Source organism: Nocardiopsis sp. CNS-639 (genome assembly GCF_000381685.1).
Classification (GTDB): domain Bacteria; phylum Actinomycetota; class Actinomycetes; order Streptosporangiales; family Streptosporangiaceae; genus Nocardiopsis; species Nocardiopsis dassonvillei.
The window spans coordinates 506,036-524,207 of sequence record NZ_KB906854.1 but is presented as its reverse complement, the minus strand read 5'-3'; the positions used below and the strand labels follow the sequence as shown (position 1 = coordinate 524,207).

The 18,172-nt window shown below is 73.2% G+C and carries 15 protein-coding genes and 1 pseudogene; 3 read left to right on the top strand and 13 right to left on the bottom strand.

The genetic code is table 11. The features are described 5' to 3' along the window. Positions 1-182: 182 nt before the first annotated feature. From G011_RS0102090 to G011_RS0102080, 3 genes are all read left to right on the top strand, one after another. On the top strand, positions 183-1,241 hold the full coding sequence (locus G011_RS0102090) for a tartrate dehydrogenase (RefSeq protein ID WP_013151879.1): 1,059 nt from the start codon (positions 183-185) through the stop codon (positions 1,239-1,241). Positions 1,242-1,383: 142 nt separating this feature from the next. After that, on the top strand, positions 1,384-2,643 hold the full coding sequence (locus tag G011_RS0102085; protein WP_019607000.1) for an FAD-binding oxidoreductase: 1,260 nt from the start codon (positions 1,384-1,386) through the stop codon (positions 2,641-2,643). A 298-nt stretch (positions 2,644-2,941) separates the two neighbouring features. After that, complete coding sequence (locus G011_RS0102080; protein WP_019606999.1) at positions 2,942-3,814, top strand: alpha/beta fold hydrolase; 873 nt, start codon at positions 2,942-2,944, stop codon at positions 3,812-3,814. 8 nt (positions 3,815-3,822) lie between these two features. Here G011_RS0102080 and G011_RS0102075 read toward each other — a convergent pair whose 3' ends face one another. The 13 genes and pseudogenes from G011_RS0102075 to G011_RS0102015 form a co-directional block, all read right to left on the bottom strand. Beyond that, on the bottom strand, positions 3,823-4,572 hold the full coding sequence (locus G011_RS0102075) for a YebC/PmpR family DNA-binding transcriptional regulator (RefSeq protein ID WP_019606998.1): 750 nt from the start codon (positions 4,570-4,572) through the stop codon (positions 3,823-3,825). Next, positions 4,569-5,177 (bottom strand): pyridoxal 5'-phosphate synthase glutaminase subunit PdxT, encoded by a 609-nt coding sequence (pdxT, locus tag G011_RS0102070; protein WP_013151875.1) that lies wholly within the window; start codon positions 5,175-5,177, stop codon positions 4,569-4,571. The genes G011_RS0102075 and pdxT overlap by 4 nt, the downstream gene beginning before the upstream one ends. Before the next feature lie 112 nt (positions 5,178-5,289). After that, complete coding sequence (gene pdxS, locus G011_RS0102065) at positions 5,290-6,201, bottom strand: pyridoxal 5'-phosphate synthase lyase subunit PdxS (RefSeq protein WP_019606997.1); 912 nt, start codon at positions 6,199-6,201, stop codon at positions 5,290-5,292. 182 nt (positions 6,202-6,383) lie between these two features. After that, positions 6,384-6,887, bottom strand: coding sequence for a hypothetical protein (locus tag G011_RS0102060; RefSeq protein WP_019606996.1), 504 nt, complete (start codon positions 6,885-6,887; stop codon positions 6,384-6,386). Between the two features lie 76 nt (positions 6,888-6,963). Further along, the gene (locus G011_RS0102055; RefSeq protein ID WP_019606995.1) at positions 6,964-8,169 is read right to left on the bottom strand and encodes a glycosyltransferase family 4 protein; all 1,206 of its coding nucleotides are present in this window, start codon (positions 8,167-8,169) and stop codon (positions 6,964-6,966) included. Between the two features lie 374 nt (positions 8,170-8,543). Beyond that, positions 8,544-9,422: pseudogene (locus tag G011_RS0102050) on the bottom strand (phosphatidylinositol mannoside acyltransferase); the annotation flags it as partial. Between the two features lie 50 nt (positions 9,423-9,472). After that, a complete protein-coding gene (gene pgsA, locus G011_RS0102045) occupies positions 9,473-10,102 on the bottom strand; it encodes a phosphatidylinositol phosphate synthase (protein ID WP_019606993.1) in 630 nt (209 codons plus the stop codon). Between the two features lie 316 nt (positions 10,103-10,418). Next, the gene (locus G011_RS0102040) at positions 10,419-10,994 is read right to left on the bottom strand and encodes an HIT domain-containing protein (RefSeq protein ID WP_019606992.1); all 576 of its coding nucleotides are present in this window, start codon (positions 10,992-10,994) and stop codon (positions 10,419-10,421) included. 200 nt (positions 10,995-11,194) lie between these two features. Next, entirely contained in the window at positions 11,195-12,841 is a 1,647-nt protein-coding gene (locus G011_RS0102035) for a DUF885 domain-containing protein (RefSeq protein ID WP_019606991.1), read from the bottom strand. Between the two features lie 121 nt (positions 12,842-12,962). Continuing rightward, a complete protein-coding gene (locus G011_RS0102030) occupies positions 12,963-13,556 on the bottom strand; it encodes an ATP/GTP-binding protein (protein WP_013151867.1) in 594 nt (197 codons plus the stop codon). A 34-nt stretch (positions 13,557-13,590) separates the two neighbouring features. Further along, positions 13,591-14,007, bottom strand: a complete 417-nt coding sequence (locus G011_RS0102025) for a DUF742 domain-containing protein (RefSeq protein WP_223839293.1) — start codon at positions 14,005-14,007, stop codon at positions 13,591-13,593. Between the two features lie 98 nt (positions 14,008-14,105). Next, positions 14,106-14,507 (bottom strand): roadblock/LC7 domain-containing protein, encoded by a 402-nt coding sequence (locus G011_RS0102020; RefSeq protein WP_013151865.1) that lies wholly within the window; start codon positions 14,505-14,507, stop codon positions 14,106-14,108. A 232-nt stretch (positions 14,508-14,739) separates the two neighbouring features. Continuing rightward, the gene (locus G011_RS0102015) at positions 14,740-17,982 is read right to left on the bottom strand and encodes a nitrate- and nitrite sensing domain-containing protein (protein ID WP_026337936.1); all 3,243 of its coding nucleotides are present in this window, start codon (positions 17,980-17,982) and stop codon (positions 14,740-14,742) included. Positions 17,983-18,172: the final 190 nt, after the last annotated feature.

The following is an 18,172-nucleotide window of genomic DNA, read 5'->3' as shown; positions in this document are numbered from 1 at the left end:
ACGGGGCGCCGCGTGGTCCCGGCCGACGTCCGGGCGCGGTTCCCCGTCCCCCGGCCGGGCCCTCCACGACCGGGCCCGGGCCCCCGTCGGCCCCGACGCGATGAGACGGACCAGCCCCACGAGGACGAAGAGGGCCCCGCCGGGCCCGAACGCCCCCGAACACCCCACGGAAGGACACCGCCATGAAGCACTACCGCGTCGCCACGATCCCCGGTGACGGCATCGGCAAGGAGGTCCTGCCGCCCGCCCGGGCCGTCCTGGACCGGATCGGCGCCCACCACGCGCTCTCCTTCTCCTACGACGAGTTCGACTGGTCCTGCGCGCGCTACCTGGCCGAGGGCGCCATGATGCCCGACGACGGCCTGGACCGGATCCGCCACCACGACGCCGTCCTGCTGGGCGCCGTGGGCTGGCCCGGCGTCCCCGACCACGTGTCGCTGTGGGGGCTGCTCATCCCCATCCGCCGCGGCTTCCACCAGTACGTCAACCTGCGGCCGATCAGCGTCCTGGAGGGGGTGCCCAGCCCGGTCGCGCGGGCGCTGCCCGGCGAGGTCGACTTCGTGGTCGTGCGCGAGAACAACGAGGGCGAGTACTCGCGTGTGGGCGGACGGATCCACGAGGGCACCCCGTACGAGGCGGCCCTCCAGGAGTCGGTGTTCACCCGCATGGGCGTGGAACGGGTGCTCGACCACGCCTTCGCCCTGGCCGGGCGGCGCGGCGGCAGGCTGACCTCGGCCACCAAGTCCAACGGCATCGTGCACACCATGCCGTTCTGGGACGAGCTGGTGGCCGAGCGCGCGGCGCGCCACCCGGAGGTGGCCTGGGAACAGGAGCACATCGACGCCCTGGCCGCCAAGATCGTCCTGGACCCGGCGCGGTTCGACGTCATCGTGGGCTCGAACCTGTTCGGCGACATCCTCAGCGACCTGGCCGCCGCCGTGGCGGGCGGTATCGGAGTGGCGCCGTCGGCCAACCTCAACCCCGAGCGCGAGTACCCGTCGATGTTCGAGCCGGTGCACGGCTCGGCGCCCGACATCGCGGGCAAGGGGCTGGCCAACCCGCTGGGGGCCATCTGGTCGGCGTCGATGATGCTCGACCACCTGGGCCACCCCGAGGCGGGCGCGCAGGTCATGGACGCGGTCCGCGCCGTGCTGGCCTCCTCCCCCGTGCGCACGGCCGACCTGGGCGGCAGCGCGGGCACGGACGAGTTCACCGCCGAGGTGCTCTCCCGCCTGCCCTGATCCGGGCGCGGACCCCGCCGCATCCTTTGTCTGATCGGCACAGGAACCCCACTCCTGATTGTCGCTTCCCGACAAGGCCCCCGCGGTGGAAAGCGAGCATGGTGGGGACCGACGGACACGGTGAACAGGGGGAACAGGCGCGATGGCGGACGTGGGGCGTGTCGGCGGGGTCCAGCACGTGCTGGTCGTGGGCGCGGGGGTGGTCGGTCTGTCGACGGCCTGGTTCCTCCAGGAACGCGGCGTCCGCGTCACCGTCGTGGACCGGGACGGGGTCTGCTCCGGAGCCTCCTGGGGCAACGCCGGATGGCTCTCGCCGGGCCTGGCCATCCCCCTGAACGAGCCGGGCGTGCTGCGCTACGGCCTGCGCTCCCTGCTCGACCGCGACGCGCCCCTGTCGGTTCCGCTGTCCCCCTCGCCGGACCTGTGGCTGTTCCTGGCCCGCTTCGCCGCGCACTGCCGCTGGGACGCCTGGGAGAGGGCCGTACGCGCCAACCTGCCCCTCAACACCGGGGCACTGGACGCCTTCGACGCCCTGGCCAAGGGCGGTGTGGAGACCACCGAGGTCTCCGCGCCCGTCACCGCGCTGTTCCGGTCCCCGCGTTCGGCCGTCGCGCTCCTGCGCGAACTGGACCGGATCACGGCCTCGGGGCTGGACGTCAGCCACAGCGCCCTCACCGGGGCGGCGGTCCGCGAGGTCCTCCCCCACGCCTCGGGGGCCGTGGGGGCGGCGGTGCGCCTGGACGGGCAGCGCCACGTGGACCCCGGCGCCCTCGTCCGCAACCTGGCGGCCTCGGTGCGCGAGCGCGGCGGTCAGGTGCGCACCGGGTTCGAGGCGGTCGGCGTCCACCGGGAGGGCGGCGCGGTCGTCACCGTCTCCGGCGACGGCGAGCGGCTGCGCTCCGACGCTGTCGCGGTGTGCACGGGCGCCTGGTTCGACCGGCTGGCCGCCGAGCACGGCGTGCGCGCCCGGGTCCGCGCCGGGAGGGGCTACTCCTTCACCGTCCCCACCGACGAGCCGGTGCCCGGCCCCGTCTACCTGCCGGAGGCCCGCGTGGCGTGCACCCCCTACCAGGGGGCGTTGCGGGTCGCCGGAACGATGGAGTTCCGGGGCCCCGACGACGCGCTCGACCCGCGCCGGGTCGAGGCCATCGAGCGCTCGGCCAGCCCCTACCTCAGGGGGGTGCGCTGGCAGGAGCGCACCGACGCCTGGGTGGGGCCCAGGCCGGTCACCTCCGACGGTGTGCCCCTGGTGGGGGCCACCCGCACCCCCGGCGTCTTCGTCGCGGGCGGCCACGGCATGTGGGGGCTCACGCACGGCCCGGTCACCGGCGACCTCCTGGCCGAGCAGATCGCGACGGGCGTCCGCCCGGGCGCGCTGGAGGCGCTCGACCCGCTGCGCTGAAACCCCCGCCGTCGGCGCCGGTGTCCCCGAGGGGCACCGGCCCTTCCGTGCGCGAACCCCGAACGCGGAGCCGGCGGACGGGCCCGCCCGCCCACCGGCTTCAGCCCGCGGGAGTCCGACGTCACGCGGAGGCGGTCGTGCCGTACGAGCCGCCGACCCCGGGCACGGGGTGCCTGCCCGTGCACCTCCGTCCGGGGGTGTCAACGGTGCCGCCAGATCCTCGCGCACGGGTTCCCTCGCGCCCATCCCCGCGTCCCGGCTCTCCGGCGGGGACGCCCCTGTCACGAGAAGGTGAACGATGTCCACGCTGTCCCTCACCCGGATCTACCGGTCCGACGCCGGTGAGATCGCGGTGCGCTCCTGGTGCGAGCGCGCACTGGGCGGCGCTCGCGACCTGCGCTCGCCGGGGGCGGTGACCGCCGCCGGACGCGCCACGCGGGTGCACGTCCTCCCGGGCGGGCCGGGGACCCCCGTCCTGCTGCTGTCCGGGGCCCTCCTGGGGTCGGCGAACCTGGTCGAGACCGCGCGGGTGCTGCGCGCCGACCGGACCGTGCTCCTGGCCGACCTGCCCGGACACCCGGGCACGAGCGACTCCCGGCGCCCCCTGCTCGGCCGGGCGGACGCCTACGGCGCCTGGCTGGACGCGCTGTTACCCCAGGTCACCACCGAACCGGTGATCCTGCTCGGGCACTCGACGGGCGCCGCGGCCGCCCTGGCGGCGATGCCCTCGCCGCTGGTGGCGGGGCTCGTGCTGGTCGGTCCGGCGGGCCTGGCCGCCCCCGTCATGGACGGCGAGAGACTGCGCGCCACGTTCTCCTGGCGGCTCTCACCGGGTGAGCGGACCAGTTCGCGGCTCCTGGGCCTGCTCAGCGGGCCCGTCGCCGCGGGCGGAGCGACCCACCCGCTCACGGAGTGGGCGACCCTGGTCGGGCGGCACTGCCGCCCCAGCCCGGTCCCGGGCATACTGCGGGGCGAGGACTTCCGGGACTGGTCGGGCACACCCGTCACGGTGGCCACCGGAGCCCACGACCGCGTCTTCACACCCTCGCTGCTGCGCGGCGCGGTGCGCAGGCTGCTGGGCACCGACGTGCGCACGATCGCGAGCGCGGGCCACCTCGCACTCCACGAGGCGCCCGCGCGCGTGCGCGACCTGCTGCGGGAGGTCGCCTGACCGGAGGGTCAGCCGATCTCGGCCATGACCTCGTCGGGGATGTCGGCGTTGGTGAAGACGTTCTGCACGTCGTCGGAGTCCTCCAGCGCGTCCACCACCCGCATGACCTTCTTGGCGGTCTCGGCGTCGACCGGGACCTCCATGGTCGGCAGGAAGCTGGACTCGGCGGAGTCGTACTCGATGCCCGCCTCCTGGAGCGCGGTGCGCACGGCGACCAGGTCGGTGGCCTCGCAGACGATCTCGAAGGACTCGCCCAGGTCCTCGACCTCCTCGGCACCGGCCTCCAGCACCGCCAGGGTCACGTCGTCCTCGGTGGTGCCCTCCTTGGGCACGATGACGACGCCCTTGCGGTTGAAGAGGTAGGAGACCGAACCGGCGTCGGCCATGTTGCCGCCGTTGCGGGACACGGCCACGCGCACCTCGGAGGCGGCGCGGTTGCGGTTGTCGGTCAGGCACTCCACCAGCAGGGCGACGCCACCGGCGGCGTAGCCCTCGTACATGATGGTCTGCCACTCGGCGCCGCCCGCCTCCTCGCCGGAGCCGCGCTTGCGGGCGCGCTCGATGTTGTCGAGCGGCACGGAGTTCTTGCGCGCCTTCTGGATGGCGTCGTAGAGCGTGGGGTTCCCGTCGGGGTCTCCACCGCCGGTACGCGCGGCCACCTCGATGTTCTTGATCAGCTTGGCGAAGAGCTTGCCGCGCTTGGCATCGATGACGGCTTTCTTGTGCTTGGTGGTGGCCCACTTGGAGTGGCCGCTCATGAATGTCCTTTCACGATGTCGACGAAGAGGCGGTGGATGCGCGTGTCGCCGGTCAGTTCGGGATGGAAGGACGTGGCCATCAGGCCGCCCTGCCGTACGGCGACGATCCTACCGGCCTCGTCGGGGCCGGGCACTGCGCCGAGCACCTCGACCCCGGGCCCGACCGACTCCACCCAGGGCGCGCGGATGAACACCGCGTCGAAGGGATCGCCCTCCAGGCCGTCGATGTCCACGGCGGCCTCGAAGGACTCGGTCTGGCGTCCGAACGCGTTGCGGCGCACCGTCATGTCGATCCCGCCGACGGTCTGCTGGTCGGCGGTCCCGCCCAGGATGCGGTCGGCGAGCATGATCATCCCGGCGCACGTGCCGTAGGCGGGCATCCCCGCGGCGATCCGCTTGCGCAGCGGTTCCATCAGGCCGTAGCGGACGGCCAGCTTGGACATGGTGGTGGACTCCCCGCCGGGGATGACCAGCCCGTCCAGGGCGTCGAGCTGGTCGGGGGAGAGCACCTTGACGGTGTGCGCGTCCAGGGCCTGGAGCGCGCGCAGGTGTTCGGCGACGTCGCCCTGGAGGGCGAGGACGCCGATGGTGGGTGTGGCGGTCAAGTACGGCCTCACTCGTGGACGTAGGCTCGTGTTCTGCCGTGTGCGGGCGGCGGGGCCGCGCCCGGCCCCGCCGCCCGCACGACGGGCGCGGGAGGCGTCCGCCGGGCGGCGGCTACCAGCCGCGGCCGGCGTAGCGCTGGGAGTCGGACAGCTCGTCCAGGTTGATGCCGACCATGGCCTCGCCCAGACCGCGGGACACGCGCGCGATGACCGCGGGGTCCTCGTAGTGCAGGGTGGCCTGCACGATGGCGTCGGCGCGCTTGGCCGGGTCGCCGGACTTGAAGATGCCCGAGCCCACGAACACGCTCTCGGCGCCGAGCTGGCGCATGAGCGCGGCGTCGGCCGGGGTGGCCACGCCTCCGGCGGAGAACAGCGGGACGGGGAGCTTGCCCAGCGCCGCCACCTCCTTGACGACCTCGTAGGGGGCGCGCAGCTCCTTGGCCGCGCCGAACAGCTCGGCCTCGTCCAGGGTGCCCAGGCGCCGGATCTCGCCGCGGATGGAACGCATGTGGCGGGTGGCCTCGACGACGTTGCCGGTTCCGGCCTCACCCTTGGAACGGATCATGGCCGCGCCCTCGCCGATGCGGCGCAGCGCCTCGCCCAGGTTGGTCGCCCCGCACACGAAGGGGACCGTGAAGGCCCACTTGTCGATGTGGTAGGCCTCGTCGGCCGGGGTGAGGACCTCGGACTCGTCGATGAAGTCGACGCCGAGCGACTCCAGGACCTGGGCCTCGACGAAGTGGCCGATGCGGACCTTGGCCATGACCGGGATGGAGACGGCCTCGACGATGCCGTCGATCATGTCGGGGTCGGACATGCGGGCGACACCGCCGTCCCTGCGGATGTCGGCGGGGACGCGCTCCAGGGCCATGACCGCGACGGCTCCGGCGTCCTCGGCGATCTTGGCCTGCTCGGGCGTGACGACGTCCATGATGACGCCGTTCTTGAGCTGCTCGGCCATGCCGCGCTTGACACGCTCGGTGCCGACGGCGTTGTCGGAGGTGTTCGGTGCGTTGTTGGCCACGGTGGTGGACTCCCGTTGTCTCGGTTCTGCTGAGGGCTGCTCTCGGGCAGCGGAGTCGGCGGCCCCACGCGGCGGTACGCGGACACCGTCGGCGCCGCGCACCCTGGTCGACCAGCCCCCCATCCTACTTCCACCCCCTTTCGAGGGTTTTGGCCAGATCGGTGTTTTCCCGAGGCCCGTATCTACGGGGTGTCGGGGCCGACGGGGAGAAGCGGGATCCGCGGCGGCTGGTCGTCGATCTCGAAGAAGTCCGGCAGGGGCGCCGTGCCCGCCAGGCGGAACGTCCGGACGAGCCGGGAACGGCGGGCGCGGCGGGTGTCGGAGACCGCGCCGTTGTAGAACGTGCGGGCCATGTGGACGCCCTTGGCGGCGGCTTCCACCTCGATCAGGTGGGGCCGCAGCATGTTGGAACGCTCAGCGGGACCCGGAGATTCCAGTGCCGCGCGCAGCGTGCGCGAGAGCGCGCTCTCGGCCAGCTCGCGTTGCCGGTCGCGCGCCCCGCGGGCGGCCTCGGCGGCCTCGGGCAGGGCGCGCGTGACGTCGGTGCCGTCGGCGGCGGCCAGCGCCGACGCGGCGGCCAGGCGCCGCTCCAGCGCGGCCTCCAGGGCCGCGCGGGCGGTGTCGACCCGGTGGTGCAGGCGGTGCAGGCGGGTGGCCCGCCAGGAGAGGTAGAAGCCGAACAGCACCAGGGCCAGGAGGATGCCGACGACGGTGGCGGCGAAGAGGACGTCCTCGGTCAGGGCCGCTCACCCCGTTCCGCGGTCACGTCGTCCCCCGGCGCAGCAGGGCGGTGGCCCGGGGCCCGCCGTCCAGGCCCACCCCGCCGGAGTGGCCGTCCCCGTTCCCGTCCCACAGCAGGACGGTCCGGTAGACGTGGGCGACGTCGGCGGCCACGGTGTCCCAGTCGTAGGCGCGCACCGCGCGGCGGGCGGCGCGCGAGAGCTCGGCACGCCTCCCGGGTGCGTCCAGCAGCGCACCGGCGCGTTCGGCCAGGTGGGCGGGGTCACCCGCGGCGAACAGCTCCCCGGCGGCCCCGCCGTCCAGGACCGCGGCGAAGGCGGGGATGTCGCTGGCCACGATGGCCGCGCCGGAGGCCATCGCCTCGGTCAGCACGATGCCGAAGCTCTCACCGCCCAGGTTGGGCGCGCAGAACACGTCGGCGGAGTGGTAGGCGCGCGCCTTGTCGGCGTCGTCCAGGCGTCCGAGCAGCACGACGCGTTCGCGCAGGTGCCCGGGGACGGCCTCCATCGCCGCCGAGGCGTCGCCGGGCCCGGCCACCATCAGGCGCAGGCCGGGGCGTTCGGGGGCCATGAGCACGAAGGCCTCCAGAAGGACGCCCAGCCCCTTGCGGGGTTCGTCCAGGCGTCCCAGGAAGCCGATCGAGCCGCCCGCCCCCGGCCAGCCGGGCAGGGGGTCCGCGTGCGCGAACCTGCGCACCGCGACCCCGTTGGGGATGAGCACGGCGTCGCCGCCCAGGTGTTCTACCAGGGTGCGCCGGGCGGCCTCGGACACGGCGATGCGGCCGTTGATCTTCTCCATGGCCGAACGCAGCGCCGGGGAGCTCACCGCCATCGCCCGCGACCGGGGGTTGGCGGTGTGGAAGGTGGCCACCACGGGGCCGTCGGCCGCCCAGCACGCCAGCAGCGAGACGCTCGGCGCGGACGGCTCGTGGATGTGCAGGACGTCGAACCCGCCCTCGGCGATCCACCGGCGCACCCGCGAGGCGGCCCTGGGGCCGAAGGTGAGCCGGGCCACCGAGCCGTTGTAGGGCACCGGGACCGGTCTTCCGGCGGGAACGAGGTAGTCCGGCAGGGCGCCGGTGTCCGCGTCGCCCACCGGTGCCAGTACCGACACCTCGTGCCCCATGCCGGTGAGCGCCTCGGCGAGGTCGCCGACGTGCTGCTGCACCCCGCCCGGGACGTCCCAGGCGTAGGGGCAGACCAGGCCGACCCGCATGCCCACGGTCACCCGTTCCGTTCGTCTCGTCCGGGGGGCCTCGCCCCGCTGCCTTGAGGGGCCCCTACCCCGTTCGCCGCGGTGAACCCGCCCCGTGTGCCCGGTGCGGTACCGTCGCCCGACCCTCCAGGCGCACCGTCGCCCGGTACCGTGCCGTCGGCCGGGACTTCCCGGACAGCGCCACCCGGCGCGGTGCCGTAGCCCGGACCCTCCCGGACAGTGCCACCCGGCGCGGTACCGTCGCCCACCGCTCCCGGCGTGGTGCCCTCGTCCGTCACCGCGGGCACAGCGGTCTCCGCGGTCGCCTCGCGCGAGACGCGCGCGCGGTCGGCGGCGACCGGGGTCGGAACGCCGCCGTCGGCTCCGCGACCGCGCGAGACTCGCGCGTGGTCGGCGCTGAACACCGGCTGGAGCATGTGCCAGTCCTCGGGGTGCTCGGCGATCGCCCCCTCGAAGACGCGGACCAGCTGCTGGGTCGTGGCCTGGACCCGCTCGGCGCGGGTGGCTCCCCCGGCGACGGGGATCTCGTCGTGGACCCGGATGTTCCAGTACGGGCCGTCGTACCACAGCGAGACCGGCATCAGGGCTGCGCCGGTGTTGAGGGCCAGCGCGGCGGGCCCGGCGGGCACGCGCGCACGCTCCCCGAAGAAGTCCACCTCCAGGCCGGTGCCGCTGATGTCGCGGTCGGCGAGCAGGCACACCAGTCCGCCCTCGCGCAGCCGCCGGGCCAGGGTGCCCACGGTGTTCGAGCCTCCGGTCAGCGGCAGCACCTCCATGCCCAGGGACTCCCGGTAGGCGGTGAAGCGCTGGAACAGGCTCTCGGGGCGCAACCGCTGGGCGACGGTGGTCAGGGGGGTGCCCCTCAGGGCGATCCAGGCCCCGGCGTGGTCCCAGTTGCCCATGTGGGGCAGGGCGGCGACCACACCGCGGCCCGACCGGACGTGCTCCTCCAGGACCTCGATCCCGGTGGCGCGGGTCCGGCCCAGGACGTACTCCTCACTCATGGCGGGGAGGCGGAACATCTCGTAGTAGTAGCGCATGTAGGAGCGCATGCCCGCGCGGGAGAGCGCGCGCAGCTGGGCGTCCGTGGCCCCGGGGCCGACCAGGCGCCTCAGGTTGCGCTCCAGGCCGCGCGTGCTCTCGTCGTGGGCGCGCCAGGAGCGGTCGGCCAGGCGTTGGAACAGCGCCCGCCCCGCGCGCTCGGGCGTGCGGCGGATCATCGCCCACCCCGCCGTGTAGGCCAGGTCGGCCGTGCGTTCGTCCACGTCGTGTCCCCCGTTTCCCGTTCTGCCCGTTTCGCCGTCCCCTCGTGCGCTCAGGCTCCGCCGTTGGCCTCGCCGGTCCCCGCGGCACCCTCGACGTAGTCGGGGTCGTTGAGGCGGGCGCGGGTCTCCACCAGGCGCTGGAGGACGGTGAGCAGGCTCATCGCGGCCAGCAGCCACAGACCGCCCGCGAGCACGTAGGGCACGTCCAGGCCGCCGAGGCCCACGGCGACGAGGATGACCACCAGTCGCTCGGTGCGTTCGGCGACCCCGACGTCGCAGTTGACGCCCAGCCCCTCGGCGCGCGCCTTGATGTAGGACACCATGAAACCGCTGACCAGGCAGAAGAGGGTGAGTCCGGCGAGCAGGGGGTCGTCGCCCTCGCCGATGAACCACCACAGGAGCCCGGAGAGGATGGCGGCGTCGGCCACCCGGTCGAGGCTGGAGTCGAGGAAGGCGCCGAACGCGCTGGCACTGTCCCGGGCCCTGGCCACGGCCCCGTCGAGCATGTCGAAGAGCACGAAGACCGTGACGACGACCGACCCGGCGTACAGCTGTCCCTGCGGATAGAAGAACAGGGCGCTGACGACGACGCCGAGGGCGCCGACGATGGTGACGATGTTCGGTGTGAGGCCGAGGCGGGCCAGACTCCGGCCGAGCGGAGTGGTGACCCGGGAGACCATGGGGCGAAGGATTCTCAGCATGTCTTCTTGGAATCGTAGGGCGGGAACGGTCATGGAGGTGGGAACCGCACCGGCGGGGGTGGGGACCCCACAGAGAAGGTGGGAGCCCGACCGCGGGAGTCGGAATCCTGCGGGCGGAGCGGCTCGGGGGCCGGGACGGGCGAGTCGGACTGGGCGTGGGGGGCGGACTGGTCGGGCGGGGCTGAATGGATGTGCGGGTCGGACCGGGCGGGCCGCGTGGGTGGGCGGGGCGGCGTCCGGGGGGCGTGTCGCGCGCTCGGGTGAGGGCGTTTCGCGTGCTCCCGTGGGGCGCGCCCTACTCTCTGGGCCAGTGCGCGGCGAGCTTGGAGCGGGTCTGCTCCAGCATCTCGGGCAGCACCTTGGTCCGGCCGATCACGGGCATGAAGTTGGCGTCGCCGCCCCAGCGGGGAACGATGTGCTGGTGCAGGTGGGCCGCGATTCCGGCACCGGCCGAGCCGCCGAGGTTCATGCCGACGTTGAAGCCCTGCGGCCCGTAGGCCGCGCCCAGCGCGAGGATGCCCGCCTGGGTGAGGGCGGCCACCTCCGCGGTCTCCTCCTCGTCCAGGGCGGTGTAGTCGGACACGTGGCGGTAGGGGCAGATCAGGATGTGGCCGCTGTTGTAGGGGTAGAGGTTGAGGACCGCGTAGGCCGACTTGCCCCGGGCGACCACGAGGCCCTCGGGGTCGGACAGTCCGGGGGCGCGGCAGAAGGGACACCCGTCCTCGGGGCGCGAGCCGCTGGGCTTGCCCTCGCCCTTGATGTAGGCCATGCGGTGCGGCGTCCACAGCCGTTCCCAGCCGTCGGGGCTTCCCGTCCCCACGGCGGGAGGGTCGCCGGGAACGTCCCCGTGCTCGTCGTCGGCACCGCGCATGGCTCGTCCGTTTCCGTCGCCTGTCCGTACTCTCTCGCGCCTCCAGCATAGAAGCGCGATGGCGACCGCGGGCCGAACCCGGCCCGGCCTGTGGACAACTCCGCGGGAACCCGCGGGGACCGGTCGTGCCCGCCGCAGCCGCCGGTGTACCAACGCGTGGAGGGCGGCCGGAGTGCCCGTCAGGCCGGGTGGCCGCGTCCCTACAGCTCCAGCAGGGTGCGCAGGTGGCGCGGGGGCGGGCTGCCGTGGGCGAGCATCGCGTCGTGGCGCTCGCGCTCGGTGAGCGCGGGCCGGGCCAGGGCCAGGTCTCTGGCGATGTCGGAGACCTCCGCGTAGCCCACGTAGTAGGTGGACAGCTGGGCGCTGGTGAGCTGGGCGCGGCGCCACTTGCCGACGGCCTCGCCCTCCTCCTGGTGCCCGCGCCGGGTCATCAGGGAGATCGCCTCGGCCTCGGTGATGTCGCCGGTGTGCAGGCGCACGTCCAGGATCGCGTTGATGATCATCCGCAGGCGCATCTTGAGCTGCACCAGGCGCAGCTCCAGGTCCTCGCGCCGGTCGCCGGACCAGCCGTGGCGGGCCAGCACCTCCTCGGCGTAGACCGCCCAGCCCTCCACGAAGGTGCCGCTCCACAGGGCCCGGCCCACCCGGGTGCCGCCCTCGTACCGGGCGGCGTGGGCGAGTTGGAGAGCGTGCCCGGGAACGGCCTCGTGGGCCATGAGGTCGCGCAGCATGACCGCGTTGTACTCGCGGAAGAAGGACTCCCTGCGCTCGGCGGGCCAGTCCTCCGGCGGCGGGGCCACCGCGACCAGGGTCGGCTGCTTCCCGGACCGCGGGTCGAGGGGGCCGGGGGGCTCGCAGTAGGCCACCGACACCCCGCGGCGGGCCTCGGGCATCGGCACGATCCGGACCGGGTCGTCGTGGACCGTCACGATGTCCAGCGCGCGCACCCGCTCGTTCAGGTGCAGGAGGGCGTCGGCGCAGGCGGGGCGGACGGTGTCGGCGTCGGTGGCGCCCCGTGCGGCCAGCTCGGCGAGCGCCTCGGCCACCCCCTCCCGGCGGCGCGCCCCGCCCAGGTACTCGGCCGCCGTCTCGGCGATCGCCTCCTCCGTGGCCAGCAGGTCGCTCTCGGCGCGCACCAGCAGCGCCTCGGGCGAGAGCTCGGAGTCGAGGGTGTACCAGAGCTGGGCGGCGAAGTCGCGCTCGCCCAGACGGGGGTCGGCGGTGGCGGTCTCCAGACGGTCCCGCAGCCAGGCGGCGTGCTCCTCCACGGCGGCCAGGGCGGCCTCCCGGGCCGGTTCCAGGGCGGAGGGCGCTCCCTCGGCCGGGGCGGGCACGTCGGAGGTGAGCATGGCGCGGGCCCCGGCCGCCTGGGCCAGGGCCGTCTCCACGTGCACGCGGGGCATGCCGGGACCCTCCGACAGGCGCGAGCGCGCGGTGGCGAGGTGGTCGGGCAGGGCCGCGCAGCGCGCGGCGAGCGCCGACAGGCGTTCGGGGAGGGGCAGGACCTCACGCTCCACGAGGGCGTGCAGGGCCTCGCCCGGCGAGTACAGCAGCGGATCCCACGTGTGCGGGCGCAGTTCCGCGGTGTGCCACAGGTCGGCGCTGACGCGGGTCCGCAGCACCTCCAGGTCGACCCGGTCGCCGGCGGGGATGAGGTCGGGGTCGATCTCGTCCAGGGATCCGAGGGCGTCGGTGAGCACGGAGACGCGGCGCACGTCGGCCTCGGCCGAGTGGTCGGACAGACGGGAGGCGCCACGGGTGTCACCCAGGTCCAGCGCCCACTCGGGGGCGTCGTGGAGCAGGGAGTCGAGCACGCGCTCGGCCACCTCGCGGAACCGCCGGGTCATCGCCTCTGGGTCGGGCTGGGAGGAAGAGCTCATGGCGCCATGATGCCAGCACGGACGCCCGGTTCCCGTCCGACGGGAACCGGGCCGTGCTCTGTGCGGGACCCCGGCCCGGGTGGCCCTCCTAGCGCCAGGAGCTCTGGCCGCCCGTGGAAGTGGGCTGTCCGGCCGCGCCCTCGGGGTCCCCCACCGTGATGGCGTGCTCGACGAGGGTGATGAGCGTCGACTTGGTGGAGGCCTTGTCACGGGCGTCCACCTGGACGATCGGGATCTCCGGGCTGAGCGTCAGCGCGTCCCGGACCTCGTCGGCCGCGTGGGGGTAGTAGCCGTCGAACCCGTTGATCCCCACGATGAAGGGCAGACGCGCCTCCTCGAAGTAGTCGATCGCGGGGAAGCAGTCCGCCAGGCGGCGGGTGTCCACCAGGACGACGGCGCCGATGGCGCCCTTGACCAGGTCGTCCCACATGAACCAGAACCGGTGCTGTCCGGGGGTGCCGAACAGGTACAGGATCAGGTCGGAGTCGAGGGAGACGCGGCCGAAGTCCATCGCCACGGTGGTGGTCTGCTTGTCCGGCGTCTTTGCGAGGTCGTCCACCCCGACGCTGGCGCTGGTCATGACCGCCTCGGTGGTCAGCGGCACGATCTCGGAGACGGAGCCAACGAATGTCGTCTTCCCGACACCGAAGCCCCCGGCGACGACGATCTTGACCGACGTCATCGCGTTCCCCCCAGCACCGCCTTCCTCGGCTGGGCTAGAGCTTGCGAAGTCCACTGAGCACCCTTTCAAGCAGGTTGGTGTTGGGACGGGCGTCGTTGTTGAGCGAGGACCTGATCTGGACCAGTCCCTGCTCGGACATGTCCGCCACAAGCACCCGCGCCACACCGAGCGGCATCCGCAACAGCGCGGAGATCTCCGCCACGGAACGCCATTCCCGGCACAGGTCGCTGATCGCCTGCCATTCGGGCGTCAGCGTCCCAGACTCGTTGCGGGCCGCCGCGGTGGCCGAGATCAGGGCTTCCAGGGGAAGCTGCGACTTCGGCTTGGTGCGGCCCTTGGTCACCGCGTAGGGACGGACCAGAGAACTGGGCGCGCTCCCCGCAGCGGATCGTTGGTCGTATGGTTGTTGGATTGGTCGGGGAACATCTCCGCCGCCCGGAACCGCCGGCATTCCCCCCGTGGGGGGACCGCTCGGCTGTTGTCCGAACCACGAGGCGCTCCCGGCATCTCTACTGTGAGGTGCCACCACTTCCTCCTGTCGGTGGTGGTTCAGTGGATTCCCGAGGTGCGCGCCGTTGGTGTCAGCGCCCGCCCCGCCCGCTCGACGAGCAGGGTCATCTCGTACGCGACCAGACCCAGGTCGCTCTCAGCCGACGCCAGGACCGCCAGGCAGGAGCCGTCGCTGATGGCCATGATGAGCATCAGCCCCCGCTCCATCTCCACGACGGTCTGGGCGACCGCTCCACCCTCGAACACCCGGGCAGCACCCTGCGTCAGGCTCGACAGACCGGAGGCGATGGCCGCCAGCTGGTCGGCCCGGTCCGCTGGGAAGCCCGCCGACGAGGCCAACGGAAGGCCGTCAGAGGAGACGACGATCGCGTGGGCGACATCGGGGACACGGTCGGCAAAGTCAGTGATCAACCAGTTGAGTTCATTCACCTGTCGACTCATCTGATCTCCTGTCCAGTTTCGCCGGCTGGTCTCTGGGCACTGCTACCGCCGGCACGGCATGTGACAGCACTGCCTCTACGAACTGCCCGGCCCCTCCCGTGGGGGTGGCCGGGAGTCTGGTGTTCTGCTCTCGTCGAGCTGTGGGTAAGACGCGTCCGAGAAGCTCGGTAGATGCTATTGCATCCAGCCCCCGGGATTAAGGGGGACCCCGTCCCGCCAGGTTCCACTGAGGTCACCCCTCCGTCGAGCCTTCCCCGAGTCGGTCCCGTCCCTCGCGGACGCCCTTCTGGAAACCGGAGAAGCGGTTGCGGACGCGGTCCGCGCTGCGCGTGGGCATCTGCTTGAAGTTCTCCGGCTTGGGCGCCGTCCCCGGAACAAGGTTTGCCTTGGGAACGCGTTTTGGCAAGCCCGAGGGGGTCAGCCCGTCCGCCTTGGGCTCCGCCGCGGTCCGCGCGGCCTTCCAGCCGCGGTCGGCCTCGGAGGTCCACTCCTGGGTGGAGCGGGGGGCCTGGTCGGTGCTGGCCGGGGAGCGCTGCTCCTGGGCCGCCGGGACCTGCTGGATCGGGCCGGTCTCGGTCGTGTCCACCGTGGGGCCGCCGGTACGGCGCTTGAACCAGTTGGACTCGATCGCGTCGAAGATCGGCAGCGAGTCGCTCTCCTCACCCGACGGGGTGGGCGGCACGACGGTGTTGTTCGGCCCCTGGGCGCCACCGTAGCGGCGGGAGAGGTAGGCGGTCGAGCCGTACCCCTCGCGGGAGTCGATGCCGCCGGAGCGCCAGTTCCCGCCGTCCTGGGACGGGGGGATCGCCGGGAAGGTCTCGGTGTTGTCGTCGCGCTCGCGGGCCGCGGGGCGCTCGTGGGCGCCCATGTCGCGGCCGCCGAACGCGTGGCCCGAGCCGTTGCCGGAGAAGGTCCCGCTGCCCGCGGACGCGCCGTTGTCGGCGGGGGCTCCGGTGTGGCCGCCCGACTGCGTGCCGGCGCCGCCGAACGCGTCGTAGGACTCGTTCGCCGTGGAACGGAACGCGCCGGTGTCGGGCCGGCGGAACTCGCCCGTGTCGCCGGTGGGACGGCGGAAGGACCCCGTGTCGGAGGGCCTGCTGAAGGACCCGGTGTCCGTCGAGCGGCCCACGGAGCCGCCGCCGAAGGAGTCGCCGCGGGGGCTCGGGTCGAAGAAGTTGCGTCCGCCGGTCTCGGGCTGCGGGCGCTGGGGCTCGTCGTCCTCGGAGGCGTCGTAGGGGTCGACCACGGGCCGGCCGTTGGCGCCGCCGGAGGAGGCGCCGGTGGTTCCGGCTCCCCTGGTGGTGTCCCACACCGAACCGGTGCCGGTGTTGCCCCACAGGTCCTGGCCGCTGGGCGGGTGCTCCTCGGTGTGGGAACCGGTGGTCTGGCGCCTGGGCAGGCCGCCCAGGTCGCCCGGGACGCTGCCGCTCTCCTGGGTCTGCCAGGGGTCGTTCGGCTCGACGGGCGCCGGGGTGGAGGCGAAGGCCGCCTCGGCGTCGGCGTAGGTGTTGGGCGCGCCCGAGGTGAGCTCGGGACGGCTGTCCGCGCCGCCCAGGGCGTGCTGGCCCTCGACCGGGGTGATCAGCAGGTCCGGCGGGAAGATGACGTGCGCGGTGGTTCCGCCGCCGTGCGCCTCCTCGAGGCGCAGCCTGACGCCGTGGCGGTGGGCCAGGCGCGAGACCACGAACAGGCCCATGCGGCGCGAGACCGCGACGTCGATGACCGGCGGGGCGGCCAGGCGGGCGTTGATCGCCGCCATGTCCTCGGGCGCCATGCCGATGCCGCTGTCGGTGACGTCGACCTGGACGCCGCCGTTGTCGAGGGTCTTGGCGCTGACCAGGACCTCGGTGTCGTGCGGGGAGAACGAGGTGGCGTTCTCCACCAGCTCGGCGACCAGGTGGATGACGTCGTTGACGGGGCGGCCGAGCACCGAGATGTGGGAGGGGGCGCGCACGTTGACGCGCTCGTACTGCTCGACCTCGGAGACGGCGCCGCGCAGGACGTCGACCAGCGGGACGGGCTGGGCCCACTTGCGGGTGTTGTCCTGGCCGGACAGGACCAGCAGGTTCTCGTTGTTGCGGCGCATGCGCGTGGCGAGGTGGTCCAGCTGGAACAGGTCGGAGAGGCGGTCGGCGTCCTGCTCGGACTGCTCCAGACCGTCGATGAGGCGCAGCTGCCGTTCCACAAGGGTCTGGCTGCGGCGGGACAGGTTGACGAACATCGCGTTGACGTTGCTGCGCAGCGCGGCCTCGTCGGAGGCCAGGGTGAGCGCGACGCGGTGGACGTCGTCGAAGGCGCGGGCCACCTCGCCGATCTCGTCGTGCGTGTCGACCTCGATCGGGGTGACCTTGACGTTCTCGGGGACCGTCCCGGCCTCCTGCATCCGGTTGATCGCGTCGGGCAGGTCGCGCTCGGCGACCCGGCGCGCGCCGTCCTCCAGGGCGCGCAGGGGGCGCACCAGGGAGCGGACCACGAGGGAGGTGAGGACGAAGACCGCCAGGAGCACGCCCGCGACGACGAAGAGGTCGATCAGGGCGCGGCCCATGGCCTCGTCGCGCAGGGTGTTGGCGTCGGCGGCGATGCCCTCGGCGATGCCCTCCTCGACCGTCTGGAGGCGTCCCAGGGCCACGTCGGCGATCTCGCGGTAGTCCTCGGGGCCGTCGTTGGCGGTCACACCGGTGAGGTCGTCGCCGCGGTCGGCGCGGTACATCACGCGCATGCGCATCGTGGAGACCTGGCTGACCTCCAGACCGGTGAAGTTGTCGTCGAAGATCTGCCGCTGCTCCTCGGAGGCGGCCTGGACGAAGTTGGAGATCTCGCTCTCGTAGCGGGCGCGAGCGGAGTCGATGGCCTCGGCGATACCGCCGGTCATCGTGTTGCGGGCCAGGGAGTGGCCCATCAGCGCGGTCTCGTAGGAGAGCTGGTCCCGGGCGGTGGAGAGCGCGGTCAGCGTGCGCACGCTCTCGCGCAGGTCGGTGTCGCCGGTCTCGTCCGCCATCGTCTGGTTGAACTCGGCCAGCGAGCGGGTGATCGTGCGGTACTTGGTGACCACCGGCAGGACGGTGATACGGGTCTCGTCGACCTCGGTACGCAGTGCGTCCAGCGTGGAGAGCTGGCTGCGCATGCTGGACAGGCGGCTCGAGGCGGTCTCGGTGTCCACCTCTCCCATGTCGTCCAGGCGGGCGGTGAGGGTCTGCTGGAGGTCGCGGGAGGCGTCGCGCTCCTCCTCCATCCGCTGGCGCAGCTCGTCCGAGCGCCGCGCGGGGTCGGCGTTGTCGGAGATGTAGACCGCGCTGGCGCTGCGCTCGTGGCCCAGCTGGTTGGCCAGCTCCACGATGAGGACGCCGACCTCGGCGCGGTCCTGGATGTGCGCGTGGGTGACGGTGGAGACCGCCGCCTCGTAGACCCGCAGGCCGCCGAGTGCCAGGGCTACCGCGGTGGGGATGACGATGAGGGCCACCAGTCGGGAGCGCACCCGCCAGTTACGTGGCCGCCACCAGTCGGCTCTGCGCTTGGGCGTGGCATCGGCATGTTCGGCCTGCGCTGCCTCGCTCTGCGCGCCGGCCCCGTTTTTCGTCGCTCGTGTCGACACGGACCCTCGCAACCTTTCGTGTCACCGCTTCGGGCGGCTGGTTGGACCCCAGGGTTGACCGCTCCAACCGAAG

Coding starts and splice junctions, on each gene's coding strand:
- G011_RS0102090 (WP_013151879.1), top strand. CDS start 183: ATGAAGCACTACCGCGTCGCCACGATCCCCGGTGACGGCATCGGCAAG.
- G011_RS0102085 (WP_019607000.1), top strand. CDS start 1,384: ATGGCGGACGTGGGGCGTGTCGGCGGGGTCCAGCACGTGCTGGTCGTG.
- G011_RS0102080 (WP_019606999.1), top strand. CDS start 2,942: ATGTCCACGCTGTCCCTCACCCGGATCTACCGGTCCGACGCCGGTGAG.
- G011_RS0102075 (WP_019606998.1), bottom strand. CDS start 4,572: ATGAGCGGCCACTCCAAGTGGGCCACCACCAAGCACAAGAAAGCCGTC.
- pgsA (WP_019606993.1), bottom strand. CDS start 10,102: ATGGTCTCCCGGGTCACCACTCCGCTCGGCCGGAGTCTGGCCCGCCTC.
- G011_RS0102040 (WP_019606992.1), bottom strand. CDS start 10,994: ATGCGCGGTGCCGACGACGAGCACGGGGACGTTCCCGGCGACCCTCCC.
- G011_RS0102035 (WP_019606991.1), bottom strand. CDS start 12,841: ATGACCCGGCGGTTCCGCGAGGTGGCCGAGCGCGTGCTCGACTCCCTG.
- G011_RS0102030 (WP_013151867.1), bottom strand. CDS start 13,556: ATGACGTCGGTCAAGATCGTCGTCGCCGGGGGCTTCGGTGTCGGGAAG.
- G011_RS0102025 (WP_223839293.1), bottom strand. CDS start 14,007: ATGCCGGCGGTTCCGGGCGGCGGAGATGTTCCCCGACCAATCCAACAA.
- G011_RS0102020 (WP_013151865.1), bottom strand. CDS start 14,507: ATGAGTCGACAGGTGAATGAACTCAACTGGTTGATCACTGACTTTGCC.